The sequence below is a fragment of the Mesorhizobium sp. P3_A2 genome (genome assembly GCF_056403115.1).
Genome location: NZ_JBFUGC010000008.1, coordinates 1 through 22,513 on the forward strand (window position 1 = coordinate 1; position 22,513 = coordinate 22,513).

The window sequence follows — 22,513 nt, forward strand, 5'->3', positions numbered from 1 at the left end:
AAAGCGCGCACCTTCTGACCCCCGCATCACCGCCGGCATCATTGCGCTTGCGGCAATCGCGCTGCTGATCGGCGGCGCCTTCGCGGGCCTCATCCTCGAAGGCGCGCACGACCTCCGCGGTGCTGCGTCCGCCTTCGATCTCTATCTCCTGCGCGTCACCCGCTTCACCCTGTGGCAGGCGGCACTCTCGACGCTGCTTTCCGTCGTACCGGCGCTGTTCGTCGCCCGCGCCCTGTCGCGGCATCCGCGAACCGGGGTGGGGGTGAGGCGGTAGTCAACGTTGCAACCCCCACCCCGCTCCGCTTCGCGGATCGACCCTCCCCACAAGGGGGAGGGTGAAGACCGCCGTCACTTGCTCATCACCGCCAGCCACTCATCCACCCAGGCCTTGCGGTTGGCCGCAACCTCTTCCGGGCTGAACAGCAGCGTCTTCGCCGGCTTGACCAGTTTGTCGAAGGCCGGGTTGAGCGGCTTGTCGGTTTTCCCTGCCGGGAACATCCAGTTGGTCTCGGGAATGACATTCTGGAATTTCGGCCCGGTCATGAAGGCCAGAAACTTTGCCGCCAGCGGGTTTTTCGCACCGGTGGTGGTGATGCCGGCGACCTCGATCTGCAGATACTCGCCTTCCTCGAAAGACGCCGCCTGGTAGCGCTCGGTGTTTTCGGCAACCATGTGGTAGGCCGGCGACGTCGTGTAGGACAGCACCATCGGCGCCTCGCCCTTGGTGAACAGGCCATAGGCCTCGCTCCAGCCCGGCGTCACCGTCAGCACCTTCGGCTTGAGCTTAGCCCAGGCTTCCGGCGCCTTGTCGCCATAGACCGACTTGACCCAGAGCAGCAGGCCGAGACCCGGTGTCGAGGTGCGCGGGTCCTGGATGACGATCTTGTCGGCGGCATCGCCTTCGACCAGGTCCTTCAGACTCTTGGGCGGGTTCTTCAGCTTTTCGGTGTCGTAGACGACGGCGAAATAACCGTAGTCGAAGGGGACGAAGGTATCGTCACTCCAGCCGCCCGGCACGCTGTTTTCGGCCACCGCACCATGCGGGACAAACAGGCCGGAGGCCTTGGCCTCGGCGGTCAGATTGGTGTCGAGGCCGAGCACGATATCGGCCTTGGTCGACGCGCCTTCCAGCTTGACGCGATTGAGCAGCGCAACGCCGTCGGCGACCGAGACGAAGTCGACGCTGCAGCCGCATTCGGCCTCGAATTCCTTCTTCACCGCAGGACCCGGGCCCCAGTCGGCGGTGAAGCTCTCGTAGGTGTAGACGGTGAGTTTGTCCTGCGCGGACGCAGGGCTTGCCAAAAGCGAAACAGCAAGACCCAGGGCTGGGACAAGATGGGACAAAATCATGCGCATCGGCGCCTCCTTCATTCGTGTTGAAAGGAATTGAGGCGTCGGGCTGTCCGAAGCGTCTAATCCCTCCGCCGGTACAAGCCGGATCAGGTTCAGCGGGTTGGCGAGACTGCCTCTCAGCCGGTCCGCGAAGATCGCGTCCGGCACCCCGTTAGAGCATTTCGACAAATAGGCCCGGCCAAGGTGCCACGCAAGCGGAAGTTTGCCAGAGCATGATCCCGAAAAAGTGGGAACCGGTTTCCGGAAAAAGATCATGCTCCAACAAAGAGCGGAGGCGAGGCCCGGCCTTCCGTTTCGCGGTCGGGGCTGGTAAGGGCCACCGGATATGAGCACATTCACCATCCTGCTTGGCGGCGATCTCATCCGCACGCCGCGGCTCGACCGCCAGGTCGAGGGCTCGCGCATCATCGCCGCCGACGCCGGAATCGGCCATGCCCGGATGCTCGGCCTGATGCCGGAGCTATGGGTGGGCGACTTCGATTCCGTGCCGGCGGACCTGCCCGCCGATCTCGCCGCCGTGCCACGCCAGGTATTTCCGCCGGAGAAAGACAAGACCGACGGCGAGCTGGCCATCGCCGCCGCACTGGAACGCGGCGCCACCAGCCTTGTACTGGTCGGCGCTTTCGGCGGCAAACGCGCCGACCATGCGCACCTGCATCTGGCGCTCAGCCTGCGGCTGGCCGAGGCCGGCACGAAAGTGTTGTTGACCAGCGGCGCGCAGGAGGGGGTGCCCTTGCTGCCCGGCAAGGCCGGCTTCGACTATGCCGACGGCACGCTGTTTTCGGTGCTTGGCTTTGCCGATCTTTCGGGCCTGACCGTTTCCGGCGCCAAGTGGCCGCTCGACCATGTCGAGGTCGCCTTCGGCTCGTCGTTGACCATCTCCAACGAGGTCAAGTCCAAGACCGGGGGCGGCCTCGAAATCGCGCTCGGCCATGGCCGCGCCCTGCTGCTCGCTCATCCCTACCCCTTGCCTGAAAGCTGACATGGCCCCGCCACTTCTCAACCTCGACGGGATAAAGCTGACCTTCGGCGGCACGCCGCTGCTCGACGGCGCCGAACTCACCGCCTCCGCCGGCGACAAGATCGCGTTGGTCGGCCGCAACGGCTCCGGCAAGTCGACGCTGCTCAAGATCGCCGCCGGGCTGATCGAGCCGCAGGACGGCGAGGTGTTCCGCCAGCCTTCGGCGACGGTGCGCTATCTCCCGCAAATGCCCGACATGGAGGGCTTTGCCAATGTGCGCGCCTATGTCGAGGCCGGGCTCGGGCCTGCCGACGATCCCTACCGCGCCACCTATCTGATGGAGCATCTCGGCCTCATCGGAACCGAGAACCCCAACGACCTCTCGGGCGGCGAAGCGCGCCGTGCCGCCCTTGCACGTGTGATGGCGCCTGAGCCCGATATTCTGCTGCTTGATGAGCCGACGAACCATCTCGATTTGTTGGTCATCGAATGGCTGGAAGAGGAACTCGTCCGCACCTCGTCGGCGCTGATCGTCATCTCGCACGACCGCCGCTTCCTCGAACGCGTATCGCGCGCCACCGTCTGGCTCGACCGCGGCCAGACCCGCCGTCTCGACAAGGGCTTTGGCCATTTCGAGGAATGGCGCGACCAGGTGTTGGAAGAGGAAGAGCGCGAACAGCACAAGCTCGGTCGGCAGATCGTGCGCGAGGAGCACTGGCTGCGCTATGGCGTGACGGCGCGGCGCAAGCGCAACATGCGCCGGCTCGGCGAATTGCAGACCATGCGCCAGCGCTTTCGCGGCCATCGCGGCGCCGAAGGCTCGGCCAACATGGTGGCCAGCGACGCCGCCGAATCCGGCAAGCTGGTAATCGAGGCCAAGAACATCGAGAAGAGCTTTGGCGACCTCACCGTGGTCAAAGGCTTCTCGACCCGGATCCAGCGCGGCGACCGCGTCGGGCTGGTCGGACCGAACGGCGCCGGCAAGACGACGCTGTTGAAGATGCTGACCGGCGAGATGAAGCCGGATGTGGGTTCGGTGCGGCTCGGTACCAATCTGGAAATCGCCACGCTCGACCAGAAGCGCGAGTCGGTCGACCCAGCCGAGACGCTGGCGCAATACCTCACCGACGGGCGCGGCGAAAACCTCGTCATCAATGGCGAGCAGCGCCATGTCGTCTCCTACATGAAGGATTTCCTGTTCAAGCCGGAGCAGGCACGCACGCCGGTGCGCGAGCTGTCCGGCGGCGAACGGGCGCGGCTGATTTTGGCCCGGGTGCTGGCGCGGCCGGCGAACCTTCTGGTGCTCGATGAGCCGACCAACGATCTCGACATGGAAACGCTGGAACTGCTGCAGGAACTGGTCGCCGGTTTTGCCGGCACCGTCATCCTGGTCAGCCACGACCGCGATTTCCTCGACCGTACTGTCACCAGCATCATCGCGCCGGACTGTGGCGGCCGCTGGATCGAATATGCCGGCGGCTATTCCGACATGCTGGCGCAGCGTGGCGGCACCAGGCTGGACGACCGCAAGGCTCGCGCCAAGGCTGAGGCCGGCGACACGCTGGTAGCGCTCAAAAGCGAGGCGGCAGCACCGAAAGGACCGGCGAAGAAACTGTCGTTCAAACAGAAATTCGCACTGGAATCGCTGCCCAAGAAGATCGAAGCGGTGACGGCCTCGATCTCGCGGCTGGAGAACAACATCGCCGACCCCGCCTATTACGAGCGCGACCCGGCCTCGTTCCAGAAGACGATAACCGCCCTCGACAAGGAACGCGCCACGCTGGCGGCGCTCGAGGAAGAGTGGCTGGAACTGGAAATGCTGCGCGAGGAGATGGAAGGCTAGGCTTGCAGCCTTACAAGCGCGCTGCCATGCTCTTGCCCGTAGGTACACGGATGGGGCCGTTCAAATGGCTGATGCTCAGTCTTCGCGAAAATCGCTCAAACTTTCCATTGACCTCCGATTGATCGAGGAAGCGAAGGCCTTGGAGATCGACATCGCTCGCGCCGCCGAGACGGGCCTTGCGAAGGCGATCGCTGCGGAAAAGACGCGTCGATGGCAAGAAGAAAACAAGGATGCCATCGAAAGCTGGAACGACTACGTCAGGCGAAACGGGCTGCCGCTGGCCAAGCATCGTCCGTTTTGACCTGGCCCCGCTCGCCGCCCGGGGAAAGAGCAGGACAGCTTTAACGCTGCCTATCAGCCCGCCGTCTTCGCCTGCCAGGCCTTCAGCGCTTCGTCGAAGACCTTCTCGCCGGGGATGCCCTTTTCCATGGTCAGCAGCGCGCGGCGTCCGGTCTTGTAGACCACCGGCACGTCGATCCAGTCCTGGCCCCTGAGCAACGTCAGATTGGCGTCCTCGTCGGCCTTGGTGTCGTTGAGCGCCACCAGGAAGAAGCCGTCGGCGATCTTGGCCGGGATGCCGATCAGCGGGCTGCCAGCATCCTGCTCGGAGCTCTTCATGGCAACGCGCAGGATGTTGTCGACGCCGCCGCCGTCGAAGCCCTCGGGCGTCAGGAAGATCATCTCGATGATGTGGCTGGCCGGCAGCGTCTGGTCGGTGTTGCGGCGGATGGTCATGCGCAGCTGGATGTCCTTGCCGGGAATGGTCGCCTCGGCGCGGATCGCCGGCTCGGGCGGCAGGTCGCCGCCGGGCGATTCCTGCACCAGCGACCAGACGATGCTGCCGGGTTCGGCCGAGCCCTGCGCGGTCGAGGTGCGTTCCTCATAGAAGATCGCCTTCTGGCCGACCGCAACGGTCGGCTCGGGAGTTGCGGCCGTCGGTGCCGCCGGCGGCGTGCCGGTTGCGGGCGCCGGCGGCGTGGCAGCGGCATCAGCCGGTGCTGCCTCATTGGCCGGCGGAGCGGCGCCATCGGCTGGCGGCGTTGCCGGTGGCGTGGCGGAAGCGTCAGGCGCCGGCGTCGCGGGCGCCGGTGTGGCAGGCGCCGTCGTGGGAGCGGTATCGCCGGGCGCCGGGGTCGCAGGCGCTGGCACCGCCGCAGGGGCCGGAGCCGGAGGCGGTGGCGTGGTCAGCGCAGCGACGGATTCGCCCTCGCCAATGCCGCTTTGACCGGCCGCGGGACCGGGGTCGGTCTCGCCGCCTTCGGGCGTCAGCCGTTGCGTGAATTTCGTTCCTTCGCCGGCAGCAGCCGGTGCGGGCGCTTCGGCCGCAGGCTTGACCGGCGCCGGCTTGACCAGCGGTTCGGTCGAAACCGTCTTGGTGTCGCCGAGACCGAACATCGAGCCAAACGCATCCTTGTTCAGCCAGATGCCATAGCCGCCGCCGGCGACCACCAGCAGCGCGACGACAGCGGCGATAAGCCCGCCATAGCTGCGCTTGCGCTCGGCCGGGCGCAGCCGCTGGAACGTATCCGCGGCCGGCTGCTCGTCATTGGCAAACACATCGGCGCTATCGTCGTCGGCGTCCAGCTCCGCGGCTTGCTCGTTGACGGTTTCTGCACGCGCGGCAGGCGGCGGTGTCGGTGCGGGCCTCTGCCAGCTCGGCTCCGTCCGAGCAACCGGCGCCGGCTGCACGGGTTTCGCCGGCTGCCATGCCGGCGCGGGTGCAGGCGTGACTGGCGGCTTGACATGACTGGACTGGTTCTTGTTGCGGTCGATCGAGGAGAAGATGTGCTCAAGCTCGGCCAGCGGATCAGACGCCGGCGCCGCCTTGGCATAGTCCCTCTCGACACTTGAGATGGCGTCTTCCAGGGAGCGTTTCTGCTTGGCGATCACGTCGGCGGACAGCGGCGGCGAAAAATCCGCAAGCTTCTTGACCAGCGCGGCACGGGCGCCGTCGTAGGTCCTTGTGCGCACGTCGAGCGCCGGCTCGCCATATTTGTCGAGCGCCTTTTTCAGAACAGCAACGAAATCTGCCATGCTTCAGTCGACCTGTAGTTTGTTTCCGCGCCGGCCCCCGCAAATCAGCCGCGATGCCCGGAAAGGCTTCAGAAAACTAGTCTTGAAACGGATCGGTCACAAGTATTGTGTCATCCCGTTCCGGGCTGGTGGAAAGGAGCGCGACGGGTGCGCCGATGAGCTCCTCGATGTAGCGGACATATTTGACCGCCTGCGCCGGAAGGTCGTTCCAGCTGCGCGCTCCGGCGGTGGTGCCTTTCCAACCCTCGAGCGTCTCATAGACCGGTTCGACGCGCGCCTGCGCGCCCTGACTGGCCGGGAGATAGTCGATCATTTCACCGTCGAGCCGGTAACCGGTGCAGACCTTGATCTCATCCAGCCCATCGAGCACGTCGAGCTTGGTCAGCGCGATGCCCTTGATGCCGTTGACGGCGACGGCCTGGCGCACCAGCACGGCATCGAACCAGCCGCAGCGGCGCTTGCGCCCGGTGACGACGCCGAATTCGTGGCCGCGCGTGCCGAGGAATTCGCCGATCTCATTCTTCTGCTCGGTCGGGAACGGGCCTTCGCCGACACGCGTCGTATAGGCCTTGGTGATGCCCAGCACATAGCCGATGGCGCCAGGGCCGACGCCCGAGCCGGCAGCAGCCTGGCCGGCGACGGTGTTGGACGAGGTGACGAACGGATAGGTGCCGTGGTCGATATCGAGCAGCGTGCCTTGCGCGCCCTCGAACAGGATGCGCTCGCCGGCGCGGCGCTTGTCGTCGAGGATTTTCCAGACGCGGTCCATATAGGGCAGGATCTCATCGGCGACCGAGGTCAGCTCGGTCATGATCGCCTCATGGGTGACTTCGCCATGGCCAAGCCCGCGACGCAGCGCATTGTGATGCGTCAGCAGCCTGTCGACCTTGAGGGGCAGCGTTTCCAAATCCGCCAGATCCATCACCCGAACCGCGCGCCGGCCCACCTTGTCCTCATAGGCGGGGCCGATGCCACGACGGGTCGTGCCAATTTTCGTGCCGGAATTGGAAGCGGCGTCCTCGCGGAATCCGTCCAGCTCCCGGTGCAGCGACAGGATAAGCGCGGTGTTTTCGGCTATTTTCAGGCGGTCCGGCGTCACGTCGACGCCTTGCGCCTTGAGTTTTGCCACTTCAGCGACAAAGGCGTGCGGGTCGAAGACGACGCCGTTGCCGATGATCGACAGCTTGCCTTGCCGCACCACGCCCGACGGCAGCAGCGAAAGTTTGTAGACCTTGCCGTCGACGACCAGCGTGTGGCCGGCATTGTGGCCACCCTGGAAGCGCACGACCACGTCGGCGCGCTCCGACAACCAGTCGACGATCTTGCCCTTGCCTTCGTCGCCCCATTGCGAGCCGACGACCACCACATTGGCCATGTTTCTTTTCCCTTGAGATGCCGCCCTGGCGGCCTGGATATGGTTCGAAACGACAGGCCTCTATAGCGTCAAGACCTCGCAAGCGCGACCTTTCTTTGCCGCCGAAAATGGCCTGAGGCACAACAATTTTCGGCTTTGACATCATTTACTTGGGCTGGCGGGGGCCTTAGGCCGGCAACACCGCAGCTTCTGCGGCTGCCGGAATCCTGCCATGCATCGACGCGCCTACCTGTTCCTGCTGGTTACCACCTTGCTGTGGGGCGGCAATTCCGTCGCCGGCAAGCTGGCGGTCGACCATGTCTCGCCGATGATGCTGGTCTTCCTGCGCTGGGTTCTGGCGGTGGCGATCATGTTGCCGATCGGCTGGCGCACGATCCGTGAAGACTGGCCGGTGGTGCGCAAACACTGGCTGCTGCTCGGCGTGCTTGGCGCCTGCGGCTTCACTTTGTTCAACACCATCTTCTACACCGCGCTCAACTATACGACCGCGATCAACGTCTCGATCGAACAGGCGGCGATGCCGATCCTGATCATCGTCGCCAATTTCATCTTTTTCCGCTTGCGGGTGAACTGGACGCAGATCGCCGGCGTCGTGCTGACCATTGCGGGCGTGGTGCTGACCGCCTGCCACGGCGACCCGCGCCGGCTGCTGACGCTGGAACTCAATTTCGGCGACGCCATCATGCTGATCGCCGTCATACTCTACAGCGGCTACTCGGTCGGGCTGCGGCTGAAACCGGAGATGCGCTGGCAAAGCCTGATGCTGGCGCTGTCGATCGCAGCGCTGATCACCTCGCTGCCTTTTGTCCTGTGGGAAGCCGCGGCCGGCAAGGTCATCCTCCCCGATATCAGCGGCTGGCTGATCATTGTCTACACCGCGGTCGGCGCCTCGGTCATTTCGCAGATCCTCTACATCAGGGGCAACGAACTGATCGGCGCCAACCGGGCCGGCCTGTTCATCAACCTGGTGCCGATCTTCGGCACGCTGCTGTCGGTGCTGATCGTCGGCGAGACATTCCAGCTCTACCAGGCGCTGGCGCTCGTCCTGGTGCTGGGCGGCATCTCGCTCGCCGAATATAGCGGGCGCAAGATGACGAACCTGCCGCTGGTCTTAAACGAAGAAGGCGCGGACTAGAGCAATCCCGGGAAAAGTGGGAACCGGTTTTCCCGGGAAAAGCGCGCAGCGCTTTCCCTTGGGATTGCGCCCAACAAAGCCCGCGCCTTCGATTCCGTCGCTATGTCAGGATCACATCGCGTTGACGTCGAACTGCAGCCGTTTGGCCGAGTCGATCGACTTGTGCGCCTTGACCTGTTCCAGCACATTCTCCGGGAACGGCGCATCGAGATAGAGCAGCGCAATCGCGTCGCCGCCTGGCCGGTTGCGGCCGAGCTGGAAATTGGCGATGTTGACGCCGTTCTCGCCGCACACCGTGCCCAGCAGGCCGATAATGCCGGGCGCATCGGCATTGGTTGTGTAGAGCATGTGCTGGCCGACCTCGGCGTCGAGATTGATGCCCTTGATCTGGATGAACCGCGGTTTGCCGTCGGAGAAGCAGGTGCCGGCGATCGAGCGCGTCATGTGCTCGGTCTTGACCGTCAGCTTGATGTAGCCGTCGAACACGCCCGACTTGTCGCGCTTGACCTCGGCAACGATGATGCCGCGCTCCTTCACCATGATCGGCGCCGACACCATGTTGACGTCGGAGACCTGCGGCCGGATCAGGCCGGCAAGCGTGGCGCTGATCAGCGCGCGTGTGTTCATCGTCGCGGTCGAGCCGTCGAACAGGATCTCGACCTCCTTGATCGGATCCTCGGTGACCTGACCGACAAAGGCGCCGAGCACTTCGGCCAGCTTGACGAACGGCTTCAGCCGCGGCGCTTCCTCGGCGGTGATCGACGGCATGTTGATGGCGTTGGAAATGGCACCCTTGATCAGGTAGTCCGACATCTGCTCGGCGACATGCAGCGCGACATTCTCCTGCGCTTCGGTGGTCGAAGCGCCGAGATGCGGCGTTGCCACGACATTCTCCATACCGAACAATTCGTGGTTCTCCGCCGGTTCGATCTCGAACACGTCGATTCCGGCGCCTGCAACCTTGCCGCTCTTCAGCGCCGCGACCAGATCGGCCTCGACGATCAGCCCGCCACGCGCACAATTGATGATGCGCACGCCGGTCTTCATCTTGGCGATCGCGGCGGCGTCGATAATGTTGCGCGTCTTGTCGGTCAGCGGCGTATGCAAGGTGATGAAGTCGGCACGGGCGAACAGCTCGTCGAGCTCTACTTTTTCGACGCCGAGCTCCTCGGCGCGGCTGTCCGACAGGAACGGGTCGAAGGCAATGACATGCATCTTCAGCCCGACGCCGCGCGTGGCGACGATCGACCCGATGTTACCGCAGCCGATGATACCCAGCGTCTTGCCGGTGATCTCGATGCCCATGAAGCGGTTCTTTTCCCATTTGCCGGCATGGGTGGAGGCGTTGGCCTCCGGAATCTGGCGGGCCAGCGCGAAGATCATCGCCACCGCATGCTCGGCGGTGGTGATCGAATTGCCGAAGGGCGTGTTCATCACGATGATGCCCTTGCGGCTCGCCGCCGGGATGTCGACATTGTCGACGCCGATGCCGGCACGGCCCACGACCTTCAGCCTGGTGGCGGCGTTGATCAGCTTTTCGGTGACCTTGGTCGCCGAACGGATGGCAAGGCCGTCATACTGGTCGATGACTTCAAGCAGTTTTTCCTTGTCCTTGCCGAGATCGGGCAAATAGTCGACCTCGATGCCGCGGTCTTTGAAGATCTGCACGGCGGTGGTGGAGAGTTTGTCTGAGACGAGAACGCGGGGCGCCATGGCGACCTCCTTCAAATGGAATTTGATCCGTGGGAATGGGCGGCCCGAAGGCCGCCGCAAGAAATCTCAGGCCGCCGCTTTCAGCGACGCCTTCTGCGCGGCAAAGGCCCAGTCGAGCCAGGGCAGCAGCGCTTCGAGGTCGGCTGTCTCGACCGTCGCGCCGCACCAGATGCGCAGGCCGGGCGGGGCGTCACGATAGGAGCCGATGTCGTAGGCGACGCCTTCCTTGTCAAGCACAGAGACGATCGCCTTCGCAAAAGCCGCCTGCCCGTCGGCATCGAGCGCCGCGACTTGAGCGTCGGTGAAAGACAGACACACGGAAGTGTTGGACCTTGTCGCCGCATCGACTGCGAGATGGCCGAGCCATGAGGATCTGTCGACAAAGCCGTCGAGCACAGCGGCGTTGGCATCCGCTCTGGCAATCAACGCGTCGAGACCGCCGATCGACTTCGCCCAATTGAGCGCGTCGAGATAATCCTCGACGCACAGCATAGACGGCGTGTTGATGGTCTCGCCTTTGAAGATGCCTTCGATCAGCTTGCCGCCCGACGTCAGGCGGAAGATCTTTGGCAGCGGCCATGCCGGCTTGTAGGTTTCCAGCCGCTCGACCGCGCGCGGGCTGAGAATCAGCATACCGTGCGCGCCCTCGCCGCCCAGCACTTTCTGCCAGGAGAAGGTGACGACATCCAGCTTCTCGAAATCGAGCCTCTGGGCGAAGGCGGCCGAGGTCGCGTCGCAGATCGTCAGCCCCTTGCGGTCGGCCGGAATGAAATCGCCGTTCGGCACCCGAACGCCTGAGGTCGTGCCGTTCCAGGTGAAGACCACGTCGCGGTCGAAATCGATCTTCGCCAGATCAGGCAGCTCGCCATAACCCGCTTCGATCTTTCTGGTATCGGCGAGCTTCAGCTGCTTGACGACATCGGTCACCCAGCCGGAGCCAAAGCTTTCCCAGGCGACCATGTCGACGCCGCGCTCGCCAAGCAGCGACCACAGCGCCATCTCGACGGCACCGGTGTCCGACGCCGGCACGATGCCGATGCGGTAGTCCGCCGGGACCTGGAGAATTTCCCGCGTCAGCTCGATCGCCTGTTCGAGCTTGGTCTTGCCGATCTTGGCGCGGTGGGAACGGCCGAGCGCAGCGTTCGTCAGCGCCTCGACCGACCAGCCGGGGCGTTTTGCGCAGGGACCTGAGGAGAAATTGGGGTTTGCCGGACGGAGTCCGGGCTTCGTATGCGTCGTCATCGTGGTCTATCCTTCCAGATAGTGGCCCCTCGTTGGGGAGGGGTGGCCCACGGACGGCGATATGCGTTCAGCCATCAGGCGTCAAGAGGAAAGTTTTTGTCGCGGACAAGATACAAGCAATCCGCGATCAGGATGTCGTGAGCCCAAACGCAAACGGCGGATCGAAAAGATCCGCCGTCAGGCTTCGTGTCTATAGCCAGCTTACCAGAGGTCGTAGCGCAGCCCGAGTTTGACCTGATGATTGCTGATGCCCTTGCGGATCGGATAGGAGGTCAGGCTCGCGGCTGTGACATATTCGGCATCCGGCGCCGAAAAATACTGATAGCCGAGATCGACGGAAACATTCTTGGTCACCTGATAGGCCAGGCCCGCATCCAGAGTATAGGCCAAGGCATACTGGGTCTTGTTGTCGCTGCGGACGAAATCATCCGTAGGGTCGAGATTGTCGGTGAAGTAGCTCGCCGACAGCTTGTATTTGCTCCGGACCAGCCCGATGCCGGCACCCAGATAGGGTGTGATCCCGACATAAGTGCCAAGATCGACATAGCCATTGACCATCCCCGACAGGGAATAATTCTCCAGGGACGCCGACGCCACCGTTGCCGTGGCCGGCGGTATCACCGTCGCGGTGTCGTCGTAGTGGATGCCAACCTTGTTGCCCGGCAGATAGCCGAGATTGATATCGGCGCGCAGATAGTCGTTGAAATGATAACCGAAGCCGATGCTGACAAAGGCGGGATCCTGCTTTTCGCTGAAGCTCGCCGGCGCGAAGGTGAAATCCTGATCCTGGTAGCTCTTCTGCGCGAGATAGGAGACGTCGCCGCGCAGATACCAGCCCGAGCCGACCTCGACCGGTTGATAGTCCGGCGCCTGATCGACATAGACCGGCGGATCGTAGTCGGCGGCCTGCGCCGGCGTCAGCGGAGCAAGCACGAGTGCGGCGAGCGCCGGCACTGTCAGCGATTTGAAATTCATGGGTCCCCGGCTCCTGAAATTGGCGCGTCATTTGATTGCAAGCACCGTTTCAGCAGGCATTGTTAACCATAGTGGTTAAGTGCGGGTTAAGGATAACGCGGCGTTACCGAATTGATTTCGGTAGGCTTTCTTCAGCGCACGCGACCGATTGAAAATGCACCGCAATCGGCAAACGAAAACCGCCCGGCATGGCCGGGCGGTTCGCAAATTCCAGGATTTCGAAGCGACTACTTGGTGTAGATCGGCTCGGGCTGATAGGCCACCACGGGCGCGGCGCACCCATTGTTGCCGCCGAACTGGTAGCGCAAGCCACCGCGCACTTCGTGCGTATTGAAGCCACGATCGTGGCCTGGGCCGGAACTGCTTGCATCCCATTCGAACATGCGGCCGCCCTGGATATGGGAGAAGCGATAGCCCGCATCGAGGATGATTTTGTCGGTAAGGCAATATGAAGCGCCGGCCATGAGCGCATAGGCGAAGCGCCAGTTGGACGAGCCGGGATTGGTCTCGGTGGTATTCGGATCGTGGACCGTATCCCACTTGATGTGCGCGCCACCGATACCGGCGCCGACATAGGGCGTCACGCCGTGCCAAGTGCCGATATCGACATAGGCGTTGGCGAGCAGCAGCAAGGCGCTCATCTTCGACACCTCGACCGAAGTCCCGCTGATATCCGAGGTTGAGCCGTTGAATTTCGACTTGAACCAGTAGTCGGCCGTCAGATCGGTACGGAAGTGTTCGTTGATCTTGTAACCGACGCCGGCACCGAGCGAGAAACCGGCCTTGAGCTTGGCGGAATCAAAACTTCTTTCGCCAGGCGTGATAAGGTTGGTAACGGGATCGATGGTATAAGTCGTATAGTTGACGCCGCGTAGATCCGACTTGTGATAGTCGATATCGCCGCGGATGTACCAGCCGCCGACCTCGGCCGGCTGCTCATAGGCAACCGGCGGCGGCGCTTCCTCGACCACCGGCGGTTCCGCCAGATCGGCGGCGAAAACCGGCCCGGCCACGCCTGCGAACAGCGTGGCAAGGAGAGCCATTTTTGCTGTATTGAACATGCTTGTCACCCCTGAGAACCGTCGGGAAAATCCAACCCGCCTGAATATGATTGACCTCAGTTGTGGATAATGAATTGCAAAAGTTAAAACGCGTTTAACCCTGTCGATTAACCACGAATTCTCGATATTTTAGCAAACAGTCTCTGCCGGCCTGATGCCGGGACTGCCTGGCGGAAACAAAAAGCCCGCCAGGAGGCGGGCCTTGAGGTCTTCGAGCCGGCAGTTCGCGCCTGCCGCTGGAGGCGGCGCGATCAGGCGGCGCTGCGCGTTTCCGAGATGATGTCGACAATGCCGTTGACCACGGCTTCGACCAGCTGCGGGTCGTCGCCCTCGGCCATGACGCGGATCAGCGGCTCGGTGCCGGAGGGCCGGATGACCAGTCGCCCGGCCTTGCCGAGACGGTTGCGCGCATCTTCGATCGCCGCCTTGACCGGGGCTTCCTCAAGCGGCTTGCCGCCGGCGATGCGGACATTCTTCAACAGCTGCGGCACCGGCTCGAACTTCTTCGACAATTCGCTCACCGGGCGGTTCTGCCGCTTGATGCAGGCGAGAACCTGTAGCGCCGAGACGAGCCCGTCGCCGGTGGTAGAGAAATCGGACAGCACGATGTGGCCCGATTGCTCGCCGCCGACATTCAACCCATGCGCGCGCATATGTTCGACGACATAGCGGTCGCCGACCTTGGTGCGGTGCAGCTGCAGCTTCATGTCGCCGAGGAAGCGTTCGAGGCCGAGATTGGACATAACCGTCGAGACGACGCCGCCGCCGGCGAGCCGCCCGCTCTGATGCCAGGACTCGGCAATAAGCGCCATGATCTGGTCGCCGTCGACGATCGTGCCGTTCTCGTCGACAATGACCACGCGGTCGGCATCGCCGTCGAGCGCGATGCCGATGTCGGCGCGCACTTCATGCACCTTCTTCTGCAGGCCGGCCGGATGGGTCGAGCCGCATTCCTTGTTGATGTTGAAGCCGTTCGGCTCGACATTGATGGCAATGACCTCAGCGCCCAGTTCCCAAAGGGCAGCTGGGGCCACCTTGTAGGCGGCGCCATTGGCGCAGTCGACGACGATCCTGAGACCCGACAGCGACATCGAACGCGGCAGCGTGCGCTTGGCGAATTCGATGTAGCGGTCATGCACGCCGTCGACACGCTTGGCGCGCCCAAGCCCGTCGGAATCGGCGAGGGCCAGTTCGATGTCCTTGTCGAGCATGCTCTCGATGCGCTCCTCGATCTCGTCGGAGAGCTTGTAGCCATCAGGCCCAAACAGCTTGATGCCGTTATCGAAATAAGGATTGTGCGAGGCCGAGATCATGACGCCGATGTCGGCGCGCAGCGAGCGCACCAGCATGGCCACCGCCGGCGTCGGAATCGGGCCGAGCAGGAACACATCCATGCCGGCGGCGCAAAGGCCGGCCACCATCGCGTTCTCGATCATGTAGCCGGACAGCCGCGTGTCCTTGCCGAGCACGACGCGGTGGCGGTGGCTGCCGCGCTGGAACGACAGGCCGGCGGCCATGCCTACCCGCATCGCGATCTCAGCCGTCATCGGAAATTTGTTGGCGCGCCCGCGAATGCCGTCGGTGCCGAAATAGTGCCCTGCCATGCTACCCAGAATCCCCGTCGGTTCTTCAGTTGCCCGTAATGCCACAAATTTGGGCACCACAAATCATCACAATGTATGATCGTATGTTACCAATCCTTAGAAAATCATTGTAGCGATCTGTTCAAGTGTTTCCACAGCCTAACAGGATGACACGGTCTTGCCGCAATATAGCAGTCACACTAAGCCGCTCGGCGCAGGTTGTCCGGTAAACCCTTCTTTTCGAGGCCGCAGATCGCAATGATTTCATCACCTTGTCGGGAGGACGCGCTTTGCGAGGGTATCGGCGCGAGTTAGCATCTGGCGCAGCCTAGCGTTGAAAGCTATTGATTCACCAAAGGGACGCCATCGGCGCAGCAACGGGAGAAACGCCATGCTCATCCATCGACTTGCAACTTTGACGGGTCTTGCCGTCGCAACCTTGTTCATAGCGGCCCCCGCCAACGCGCTTACCATGGCCGAGTGCAGTACCAAGTATAATGCCGCCAAAGACGGCGGCACGCTGAACGGACAGACCTGGAACCAGTTCCGTAAAGCCGAATGCGGCACCGACGCGGCCGCCACCACCGAGACCGCCAAGCCTGCCAAGAAAGCTGCAGCGGCCAAGGCGGACACGACGAAGGCCGCCGCTGCCGCCGACGACGGCGCCAAGGGCCTGACGGCCAAGGAATGCAGCGCCAAATACCAGGCTGCGAAGGCCGCCGGCACGCTCAACGGCGCGAAGTGGAACGACTTCCGCAAGACCGAATGCGCCGCCGGCGCATCCGCAGCGGCAGAACCCGCCAAGGCCACGACCAAGGCAGCAGCCGCAGCCGACGATGGCGCCAAGGGCCTGACGGCCAAGGAATGCAGCGCCAAGTACCAGGCCGCCAAAGCTGCCGGCACGCTCAACGGCGCGAAGTGGAACGACTTCCGCAAGACCGAATGCGCCGCCGGCGCATCCGCGGCGGTACAACCGGCCAAGGCCACGACCAAGGCAGCTGCCGACAGCAGCGGCAAGAGCCTGAGCATGGCCGATTGCAGCGCCAAGTATCAGGCGGCCAAGTCTGCCAACACGCTGGGCGGCAAGAAGTGGAACGACTTCCGCAAGGCCGAATGCGGCGCCGGCGCCGATGACGACGACACCGTGCCGGCTCCGAGCGAGGCGACCTACACCAGCGAGCCCGAGAAGCCCTCGGTCACCGCCCCCAAGGGCGTGAAGTTCCCGACGGCGATCTCGAAGAAGTACGCCAGCGAGACCCCGGCCAAGGGCCGCATGCACACCTGCCTCGAGCTCTACTATGCCAACAAGGACGCCAACACGCTCAATGGCCTGAGGTGGATCCAGAAGGGCGGCGGCTTCTACAGTCTCTGCAACGCCAAGCTGAAGAGCTGATCGCGTAGCCATATTCTCCAGACAAAGGCCCGCGCATCGCAGCATGCGCGGGCCTTTTTGTTTCGCTCGAAGACGCCCGGCTTTGCTCGCGTCCACATATCGCGGAAGCTGTCGGCATCATCTATTCGCCCACACTGCCCACCGCCAGACTTATCGGTGGTACGCAAAGATTCCAATTGAACATATCCGGAACAAACAGTATACAAAAGGACATCGAACTTTTTTGTCAACCAGGAGGGTCTTATGTCCAGATTGAAATTGGCGGCATTGGCTGTGACGGCATGGGTTGCTTGGAGCGTCGCCCCTGCAAGCGCACTGACGATGAAGGAATGCGGCGAGGCCTATCGCACAGCCAAGGAAGGCGGCACTCTGAACGGCATGGATTGGACCGCTTTCCGCACGGAGAAGTGCGCGACGTCAGCTGCGGAGAGTGCCAGCGCGGATACGGTCAAAACCGAGCCGCAGCCGAAGAAGGAAACCAGCGCGGCGGTCGCCCCCGCTGTAGCGCCGGCGGGCGTGACATTCCCGACCACCCTCGCCGCCGAGTTCAAGACCGAAAAGCCCGCGAAGGCGCGAATGAAGACCTGCCTGCAGGGTTACCACGGCAACAAGGACGCAGGTACGTTGAACGGCCTTCGCTGGATCCAGAAGGGCGGCGGCTATTACAGCCTCTGCAATGCCAAGCTGAAGAGCTGATCGGCCAGCAGCGTTTGAAGATCGAAAAGCCCGCCAACCTCATGGTTGGCGGGCTTTTGTTGAGGTCTTGCCAGCCTCAAGCGCCTTGTTTCGAGAGCCGCAGGAGCGCGACCAGGCTTGAAAGATCGGCATCCGGGTGAATGTCGCCAGTCCCGGTTTCATCGATACGCCGACCATGGGGAGGTCATCAGCGGCAAATGGAAGGCGTTACTGCTCTGGCAGATTCACAAGGCGCCGGCCCGATTCGGTGAGCTGAAGCGGCTGGTGCCTGACATCAGCGAAAAGATGCTGATCCAACAGCTGCGCGAGATGGAGGCTGACGGCATCGTTCACCGCGAAGTCTTCCCCGAAGTGCCGCCCCGGGTCGAATACTCGATCACCGAATTCGGCATCGAGCTGGACAATGCCCTGATCCCGCTGGCCAGATGGGGCAAGCAACATGCTGGCCGGTCTGACGGTGTGCGCCCCGGCAGAGCCAGTGCAATCGCACCACACGCTCTTTGATCAACCCTGAATAGCAAAACGCCGCGGATTGAAGCCGCGGCGTCTTCTTGAATCGAGCGATTTCAGCTCAACTCGACGGCTGAGGCTCCATGCCGCCTTCGGGCTCCGGGCCCTTCTTGCGGCGGCCGGACTTCGGCACCGCTGAACCACGGCTTGGCGGTGTGTCGTCGCCGAGGTCGCGTGCGGGCTTGTGCCCGGCGATCAGCTGCTTGATCTCCTCGCCCGAAAGCGTCTCGTATTCGAGCAGCCCTTGCGCCAGCGCAATCCATTCCTTCTTCTTCTTGGTCAGGATGGACTTGGCCGAGACATAGGCCTCGTCGATCAGCCGGCGCACTTCGGCGTCGATGATCTGCGCGGTCTCTTCCGAGATGTTCTGGGTGCGCGCCACCGAATGGCCGAGGAAAACCTCTTCCTGGTTGTCGCCATAGGCGACATGGCCGAGCTTGTCCGAGAAGCCCCAGCGCGTAACCATGGCGCGCGCCAGCTTGGTCGCCTGCTCGATGTCGGAGGAAGCGCCCGAAGTGATGTTCTCCTTGCCGAACTTGAACTCCTCGGCGACGCGGCCACCCATCATAATGGCAAGCCGCGAGACCATGTACTTGTAGCTCATCGAATAGCGGTCGCCTTCCGGCAGCTGCATGACCATGCCGAGCGCACGGCCGCGCGGGATGATGGTCGCCTTGTGCAGCGGATCGGCGGACGGCACGTTGAGCGCCAGGATGGCGTGGCCGGCCTCGTGGTAGGCGGTGAGCTCCTTCTCGGCCTGGGTCATGGCCGACGAGCGGCGCTCGGCGCCCATCATGATCTTGTCCTTGGCGTCCTCGAATTCGGCCATGGTGACGAGGCGCTTGTTGCGCCGCGCCGCCATCAGAGCGGATTCGTTGACCAGGTTCATCAGATCGGCGCCGGAGAAGCCCGGCGTGCCACGCGCGACCACCTTGAGGTCGACATTGGGCGCCAGCGGCACGTTGCGCACATGCACCTTGAGGATCTTCTCGCGGCCGACGATGTCGGGGTTCGGCACCACCACCTGGCGGTCGAAACGGCCCGGGCGCAACAGCGCCGGATCGAGCACGTCGGGCCTGTTGGTGGCGGCGATCAGGATGATGCTCTCGTTGGACTCGAAACCGTCCATCTCGACCAGCAGCTGGTTCAGCGTCTGCTCGCGCTCGTCATTGCCGCCGCCGAGGCCGGCGCCGCGATGGCGGCCGACGGCGTCGATTTCGTCGATGAAGATGATGCAGGGCGCGTTCTTCTTGGCCTGGTCGAACATGTCGCGCACGCGGCTCGCGCCGACGCCGACGAACATCTCGACGAAGTCCGAACCCGAAATGGTGAAGAAGGGCACATTGGCTTCACCGGCAACCGACCGGGCGAGCAGCGTCTTGCCGGTGCCGGGAGGGCCGACGAGCAGCACGCCGCGCGGAATCTTGCCGCCCAGGCGCTGGAACTTCTGCGGATCTCGCAGGAATTCAACGATCTCTTCCAGATCTTCCTTGGCCTCGTCGACGCCGGCGACATCCTGGAAGGTGACACGGCCATGCGCCTCGGTCAGAAGCTTGGCCTTCGACTTGCCGAAGCCCATGGCGCGCCCGGAACCGGACTGCATCTGGCGCATGAAGAATATCCACACGCCGAGGATCAGGATCATCGGCAGGTAGGAAATGAGATAGCTGAACAGCGAGGTGGAACCGTCCGATTCAGGGCGCGCATTGATGACGACGTTCTTGTCCTGAAGCCGCGAGACCAGCTGCGGATCGCCGGGCGAATAGGTCTGAAAGCCATTCGCGTTGTCGGTGTAGGTGCCCATGATGCGGTCGCCGGCGATGGTCACCGTCTTGACCCGGCCGGCCGCAACCTCTTGCAGGAACTGCGAGTAGGGAACGTCTTGCGAGGCTCCGCGCGTCTGCGGCGTCTGGAACAGATTGAAGAGAGCGATGAGCAGGACCGCTATGATCGCCCAGAGCGCGAGGTTGCGATAATTCGGATTCATCAATTGTCCCGTTGGTACCCTGTGGGGCACGCGTATGAGAGGAAACTTGGGTCTAACATAGGGAGAGCGCCTCCCCTTGCCAAGCATAACAGCACGTCTGGGTTAAGCTTTCGCGCCACCATCAACGGTCACTGTGGCGGCTGGAAGGCAAGGCCGGGACCGGCGGCGCGCCGGTCAGTTCGGCGACGGCCCTGGCCAGCGCCAGATCGAAGCTGGGCAGGAAGCGTGCAAAAGGCGCAACGGTCGGGCTGAGGGCGATTGCCGGCGCCGTCGTTACATCCCCTGCAAAGCCAAGGCATTCGCCGCCGCGCCACAGCGCCGGTTCCGCTGCCAAAGCGGCGCGGACAAGGCTTGCTGGCGCGCCATTCCCGGCACTCCGTTTGGCCGCGGCAGCCGCGCCGAGCGGCGCGATCAACAATGCACCAGAACTGTCGCTCAATGTGATCGCCTCTGCTTCGGTGACCCGCCTGCGACCGTCCCAGAGTCCGGCCGCCAATGGTGCGGCAGGCGGCAGGTCGCGCGATTCACGGTACATGAAGATGCCGGTGCGCCTGTTATCGACGACCGTCCGCGACAATGTGGCGCAAAGCGGCCCGGCCTGCATTTGCTGGAACAGCGCTTCACTACGCGCCTGGTCCGGTAACAAGGCGACGCCGCCCGTCGTCGCCAGCAGGACACGCAGCCCATAGACCGCGGCTTGCGTGTCGTCTGCGTTGGCGAAACCGGGTTCGAGGTGGATGAGACCCGGTGCCGGCTGGCCGGCAAATTCCCAGATCAGCGCGGCGGCGCGACGGCCGAGTTGCTCGCGCTCGGCGGCGGCACGCCTGGCCAGGCCGATCGCCTCGGCAAAACGCTGCCCGCTCCGGTCTTCGCCGAGCACGGCGCGAATGCGCGGCCGTTCGAAATGCGCATCCGTGTTGGTCGGGTCCTCCGTCCAGCCGACATTTTCGCGCCGCAGGAAGGCCCGCAATGCCGCGCGCCGTACGCCGAGCAGCGGCCGCGTGATCCAGATCCGCCAGTCATAGAGGGTGGCCGGCGCCATGCCGGCGAGCCCGCGGCCTGCCGTTTCGCCAAGCTCGTGGCCATCATTCCGCGCGGCTCGCATCAGCACGGTCTCGGCCTGGTCGTCCGCTGTGTGGCCGGTCACGATCACACCGATGCCCTGCGCCTGCGCGGCCTCGGCCAGCAGCCGGTAGCGTGCCTCGCGCGCCGCGGCCGGCAGGCCGGTCGACGGCTTGTCGCCGGACCAGCTAAGTATGCGGTGCGCGATACCGCGCTCGGCACAGAGCTTGGCAACGGCGCGTGCTTCAGCCGCCGCTTCCGGACGCAGGCCGTGGTCGATCGTTACCGCCACCAGCCTGGCTGTCGGGGCATTGCGGTCGAGGTGAGCTTTGAGGAGAAGAAGGAGGGCGGTCGAGTCGCTGCCGCCGGACACGGCCGCAACAGCGCCGTTGGAAAAGTCGATCGTTGAAAAATCCGAAAGGTCAGGCTCGGTATCGAGCATCAATGCATGTCGCCCAAAACTGGTCCCCGGACGCCGACATGCAAGGGGAAGACTAGCACGCCGCGAGCGCCCTTTCCTGTTTGACGCGTTCCTTGAGCGCGGCCGAGATATCGGGATAACGCTTGCCGATCTCGCCGAAGGTGGCGCAGGCGACATCCTTCTGCTTGAGACCGACCAGCGACACGCCGAGCTTCAACAGCATGTCGGGCGCCTTCTTGGCCTTCGGATAGTCCTTGCTGGCGGAGAGGAAAACCTCGGCCGCGTCATGATACTTCTGCTGGCCAAGCAGGGACTCGCCCAGCCAGTAGTGCGCGTCCGCCGCCTTGGCGTCCTTGGGGAAACGGGCGATGTGGTCGCGAAAACCCTGCTCCGCGGTGCTGTAGTCGCCTGACAGGATGAACTGGTAGGAATTGCGGTAGATCTCTTCCGGATCGTTGGTGGAAGGCAGCGCCGCCACCACCGTTCCGTCGGACTTGCCGGCCTTGGGACCGGTCGCCGGCGCCTCGGCGGCGGGAGCCGCACCTTCCGCCGGCGCGGTCGCCTGCGTGTTGCCGCCGGCATCGACCACATTGCCGTTCTTGTCGACAGTGATGGTGCCGAACGTCTTCGGCGGAGTGCCGGTGATCACCTTGCCGGGATCGCCGGTCTGCGATTCGACGATGACTTCGCCGACGCTCTGGCCGCCATCCGATTGTGCTCCCGAATCGGCCGGCGCTTGGCTTCCCGGGGCCTCGGCGACGCTGTTGCCGGTATCGCCATCCTGCGGCGCCGCCTCCGATTTCTTCTGCGCCGGCGGCTGCCCGCTGGAGCCGCCTTCCAGCTGCTGGAAGCGGAATTCGTTGTCTTCCTGCTGCTTGCGCATCTGCTCCTGCATCTGCAGGACCTGGAAATTGAGTTCCTCGATCTTCCCGTTCATCTGCCGCAGCTGTTCTTCGAGGCTGGCAGCGGTGGTGCCGTCCTGCTGCTGCGCGATCTGTTGCTGCTCCGGCTTCTCCTTCTTGCCGAAAATGCCGAGCGTCGGCAGATGGAAGGAAAAGCCGCTATCCGCGGGTTGTCCGGTGCCGCTCGCAGTAGCCGCGAAGCCTGATACGAGCAGCAGCGCAAGCGTGCCGCTCAAGACCGATCTGAAATGCATGTGCCTCTCGCCG

At 63.5% G+C, this 22,513-nt stretch carries 18 protein-coding genes, 1 pseudogene and 1 riboswitch; of the genes and pseudogenes, 8 read left to right on the forward strand and 11 right to left on the reverse strand.

From position 1 onward, the window contains the following. Positions 1–25: 25 nt before the first annotated feature. Positions 26–250 (forward strand): annotated as a pseudogene (locus tag AC1DXM_RS18720) (thiamine/thiamine pyrophosphate ABC transporter permease ThiP); the annotation flags it as partial. A gap of 98 nt (positions 251–348) precedes the next feature. On the opposite strand, the gene thiB reads toward AC1DXM_RS18720, so the two are convergent. Next, on the reverse strand, positions 349–1,356 hold the full coding sequence (thiB, locus tag AC1DXM_RS18725) for a thiamine ABC transporter substrate binding subunit (protein ID WP_477235054.1): 1,008 nt from the start codon (positions 1,354–1,356) through the stop codon (positions 349–351). A 43-nt stretch (positions 1,357–1,399) separates the two neighbouring features. Continuing rightward, positions 1,400–1,514, reverse strand: a riboswitch (TPP riboswitch). A 164-nt stretch (positions 1,515–1,678) separates the two neighbouring features. Between thiB and AC1DXM_RS18730 the strand changes: the two genes are divergently transcribed. The 3 genes from AC1DXM_RS18730 to AC1DXM_RS18740 all read left to right on the forward strand — a co-directional run bounded on the left by AC1DXM_RS18730 (position 1,679) and on the right by AC1DXM_RS18740 (position 4,458). Continuing rightward, positions 1,679–2,335 (forward strand): thiamine diphosphokinase, encoded by a 657-nt coding sequence (locus tag AC1DXM_RS18730; protein ID WP_477235056.1) that lies wholly within the window; start codon positions 1,679–1,681, stop codon positions 2,333–2,335. 1 nt (position 2,336) lies between these two features. Continuing rightward, on the forward strand, positions 2,337–4,157 hold the full coding sequence (locus AC1DXM_RS18735; RefSeq protein ID WP_477235058.1) for an ABC-F family ATP-binding cassette domain-containing protein: 1,821 nt from the start codon (positions 2,337–2,339) through the stop codon (positions 4,155–4,157). 64 nt (positions 4,158–4,221) lie between these two features. Next, a complete protein-coding gene (locus tag AC1DXM_RS18740; protein WP_477235060.1) occupies positions 4,222–4,458 on the forward strand; it encodes a type II toxin-antitoxin system CcdA family antitoxin in 237 nt (78 codons plus the stop codon). 53 nt (positions 4,459–4,511) lie between these two features. On the opposite strand, the gene AC1DXM_RS18745 is transcribed toward AC1DXM_RS18740, so the two are convergent. After that, positions 4,512–6,191, reverse strand: coding sequence for a hypothetical protein (locus AC1DXM_RS18745; RefSeq protein WP_477235062.1), 1,680 nt, complete (start codon positions 6,189–6,191; stop codon positions 4,512–4,514). Positions 6,192–6,267: 76 nt separating this feature from the next. Beyond that, complete coding sequence (locus AC1DXM_RS18750; protein WP_436261789.1) at positions 6,268–7,566, reverse strand: adenylosuccinate synthase; 1,299 nt, start codon at positions 7,564–7,566, stop codon at positions 6,268–6,270. A 211-nt stretch (positions 7,567–7,777) separates the two neighbouring features. Between AC1DXM_RS18750 and AC1DXM_RS18755 the strand changes: the two genes are divergently transcribed. Further along, positions 7,778–8,701 (forward strand): DMT family transporter, encoded by a 924-nt coding sequence (locus AC1DXM_RS18755; protein WP_477235065.1) that lies wholly within the window; start codon positions 7,778–7,780, stop codon positions 8,699–8,701. 111 nt (positions 8,702–8,812) lie between these two features. Here the strand turns inward: AC1DXM_RS18755 and serA are convergent, their stop codons facing one another. The 5 genes from serA to glmM all read right to left on the reverse strand — a co-directional run bounded on the left by serA (position 8,813) and on the right by glmM (position 15,296). Next, positions 8,813–10,414, reverse strand: a complete 1,602-nt coding sequence (gene serA, locus AC1DXM_RS18760) for a phosphoglycerate dehydrogenase (protein ID WP_477235067.1) — start codon at positions 10,412–10,414, stop codon at positions 8,813–8,815. Between the two features lie 66 nt (positions 10,415–10,480). Beyond that, complete coding sequence (locus tag AC1DXM_RS18765; protein ID WP_477235069.1) at positions 10,481–11,656, reverse strand: phosphoserine transaminase; 1,176 nt, start codon at positions 11,654–11,656, stop codon at positions 10,481–10,483. Between the two features lie 201 nt (positions 11,657–11,857). Then, positions 11,858–12,631 (reverse strand): outer membrane protein, encoded by a 774-nt coding sequence (locus AC1DXM_RS18770; RefSeq protein WP_477235071.1) that lies wholly within the window; start codon positions 12,629–12,631, stop codon positions 11,858–11,860. 227 nt (positions 12,632–12,858) lie between these two features. Next, positions 12,859–13,692 carry an outer membrane protein gene (locus AC1DXM_RS18775; protein WP_477235073.1) on the reverse strand — a complete coding sequence of 278 codons (834 nt, stop codon included), beginning with the start codon at positions 13,690–13,692 and terminating at the stop codon, positions 12,859–12,861. Between the two features lie 251 nt (positions 13,693–13,943). Then, positions 13,944–15,296 carry a phosphoglucosamine mutase gene (gene glmM / locus AC1DXM_RS18780; protein WP_477235075.1) on the reverse strand — a complete coding sequence of 451 codons (1,353 nt, stop codon included), beginning with the start codon at positions 15,294–15,296 and terminating at the stop codon, positions 13,944–13,946. Positions 15,297–15,948: 652 nt separating this feature from the next. Between glmM and AC1DXM_RS18785 the strand changes: the two genes are divergently transcribed. The 3 genes from AC1DXM_RS18785 to AC1DXM_RS18795 all read left to right on the forward strand — a co-directional run bounded on the left by AC1DXM_RS18785 (position 15,949) and on the right by AC1DXM_RS18795 (position 17,868). Continuing rightward, the gene (locus AC1DXM_RS18785; RefSeq protein WP_477235615.1) at positions 15,949–16,668 is read left to right on the forward strand and encodes a hypothetical protein; all 720 of its coding nucleotides are present in this window, start codon (positions 15,949–15,951) and stop codon (positions 16,666–16,668) included. A 243-nt stretch (positions 16,669–16,911) separates the two neighbouring features. Next, entirely contained in the window at positions 16,912–17,364 is a 453-nt protein-coding gene (locus AC1DXM_RS18790; protein ID WP_477235077.1) for a hypothetical protein, read from the forward strand. A 117-nt stretch (positions 17,365–17,481) separates the two neighbouring features. Beyond that, positions 17,482–17,868: a winged helix-turn-helix transcriptional regulator gene (locus tag AC1DXM_RS18795; RefSeq protein ID WP_477235079.1), complete on the forward strand. Its 387-nt coding sequence runs from the start codon at positions 17,482–17,484 to the stop codon at positions 17,866–17,868. Between the two features lie 67 nt (positions 17,869–17,935). Here the strand turns inward: AC1DXM_RS18795 and ftsH are convergent, their stop codons facing one another. The 3 genes from ftsH to ybgF form a co-directional block, all read right to left on the reverse strand. Further along, entirely contained in the window at positions 17,936–19,861 is a 1,926-nt protein-coding gene (ftsH, locus tag AC1DXM_RS18800) for an ATP-dependent zinc metalloprotease FtsH (protein WP_477235081.1), read from the reverse strand. A gap of 121 nt (positions 19,862–19,982) precedes the next feature. Beyond that, entirely contained in the window at positions 19,983–21,365 is a 1,383-nt protein-coding gene (gene tilS, locus AC1DXM_RS18805) for a tRNA lysidine(34) synthetase TilS (protein WP_477235084.1), read from the reverse strand. 52 nt (positions 21,366–21,417) lie between these two features. Beyond that, complete coding sequence (gene ybgF / locus AC1DXM_RS18810; RefSeq protein WP_477235086.1) at positions 21,418–22,500, reverse strand: tol-pal system protein YbgF; 1,083 nt, start codon at positions 22,498–22,500, stop codon at positions 21,418–21,420. Positions 22,501–22,513 lie beyond the last annotated feature (13 nt).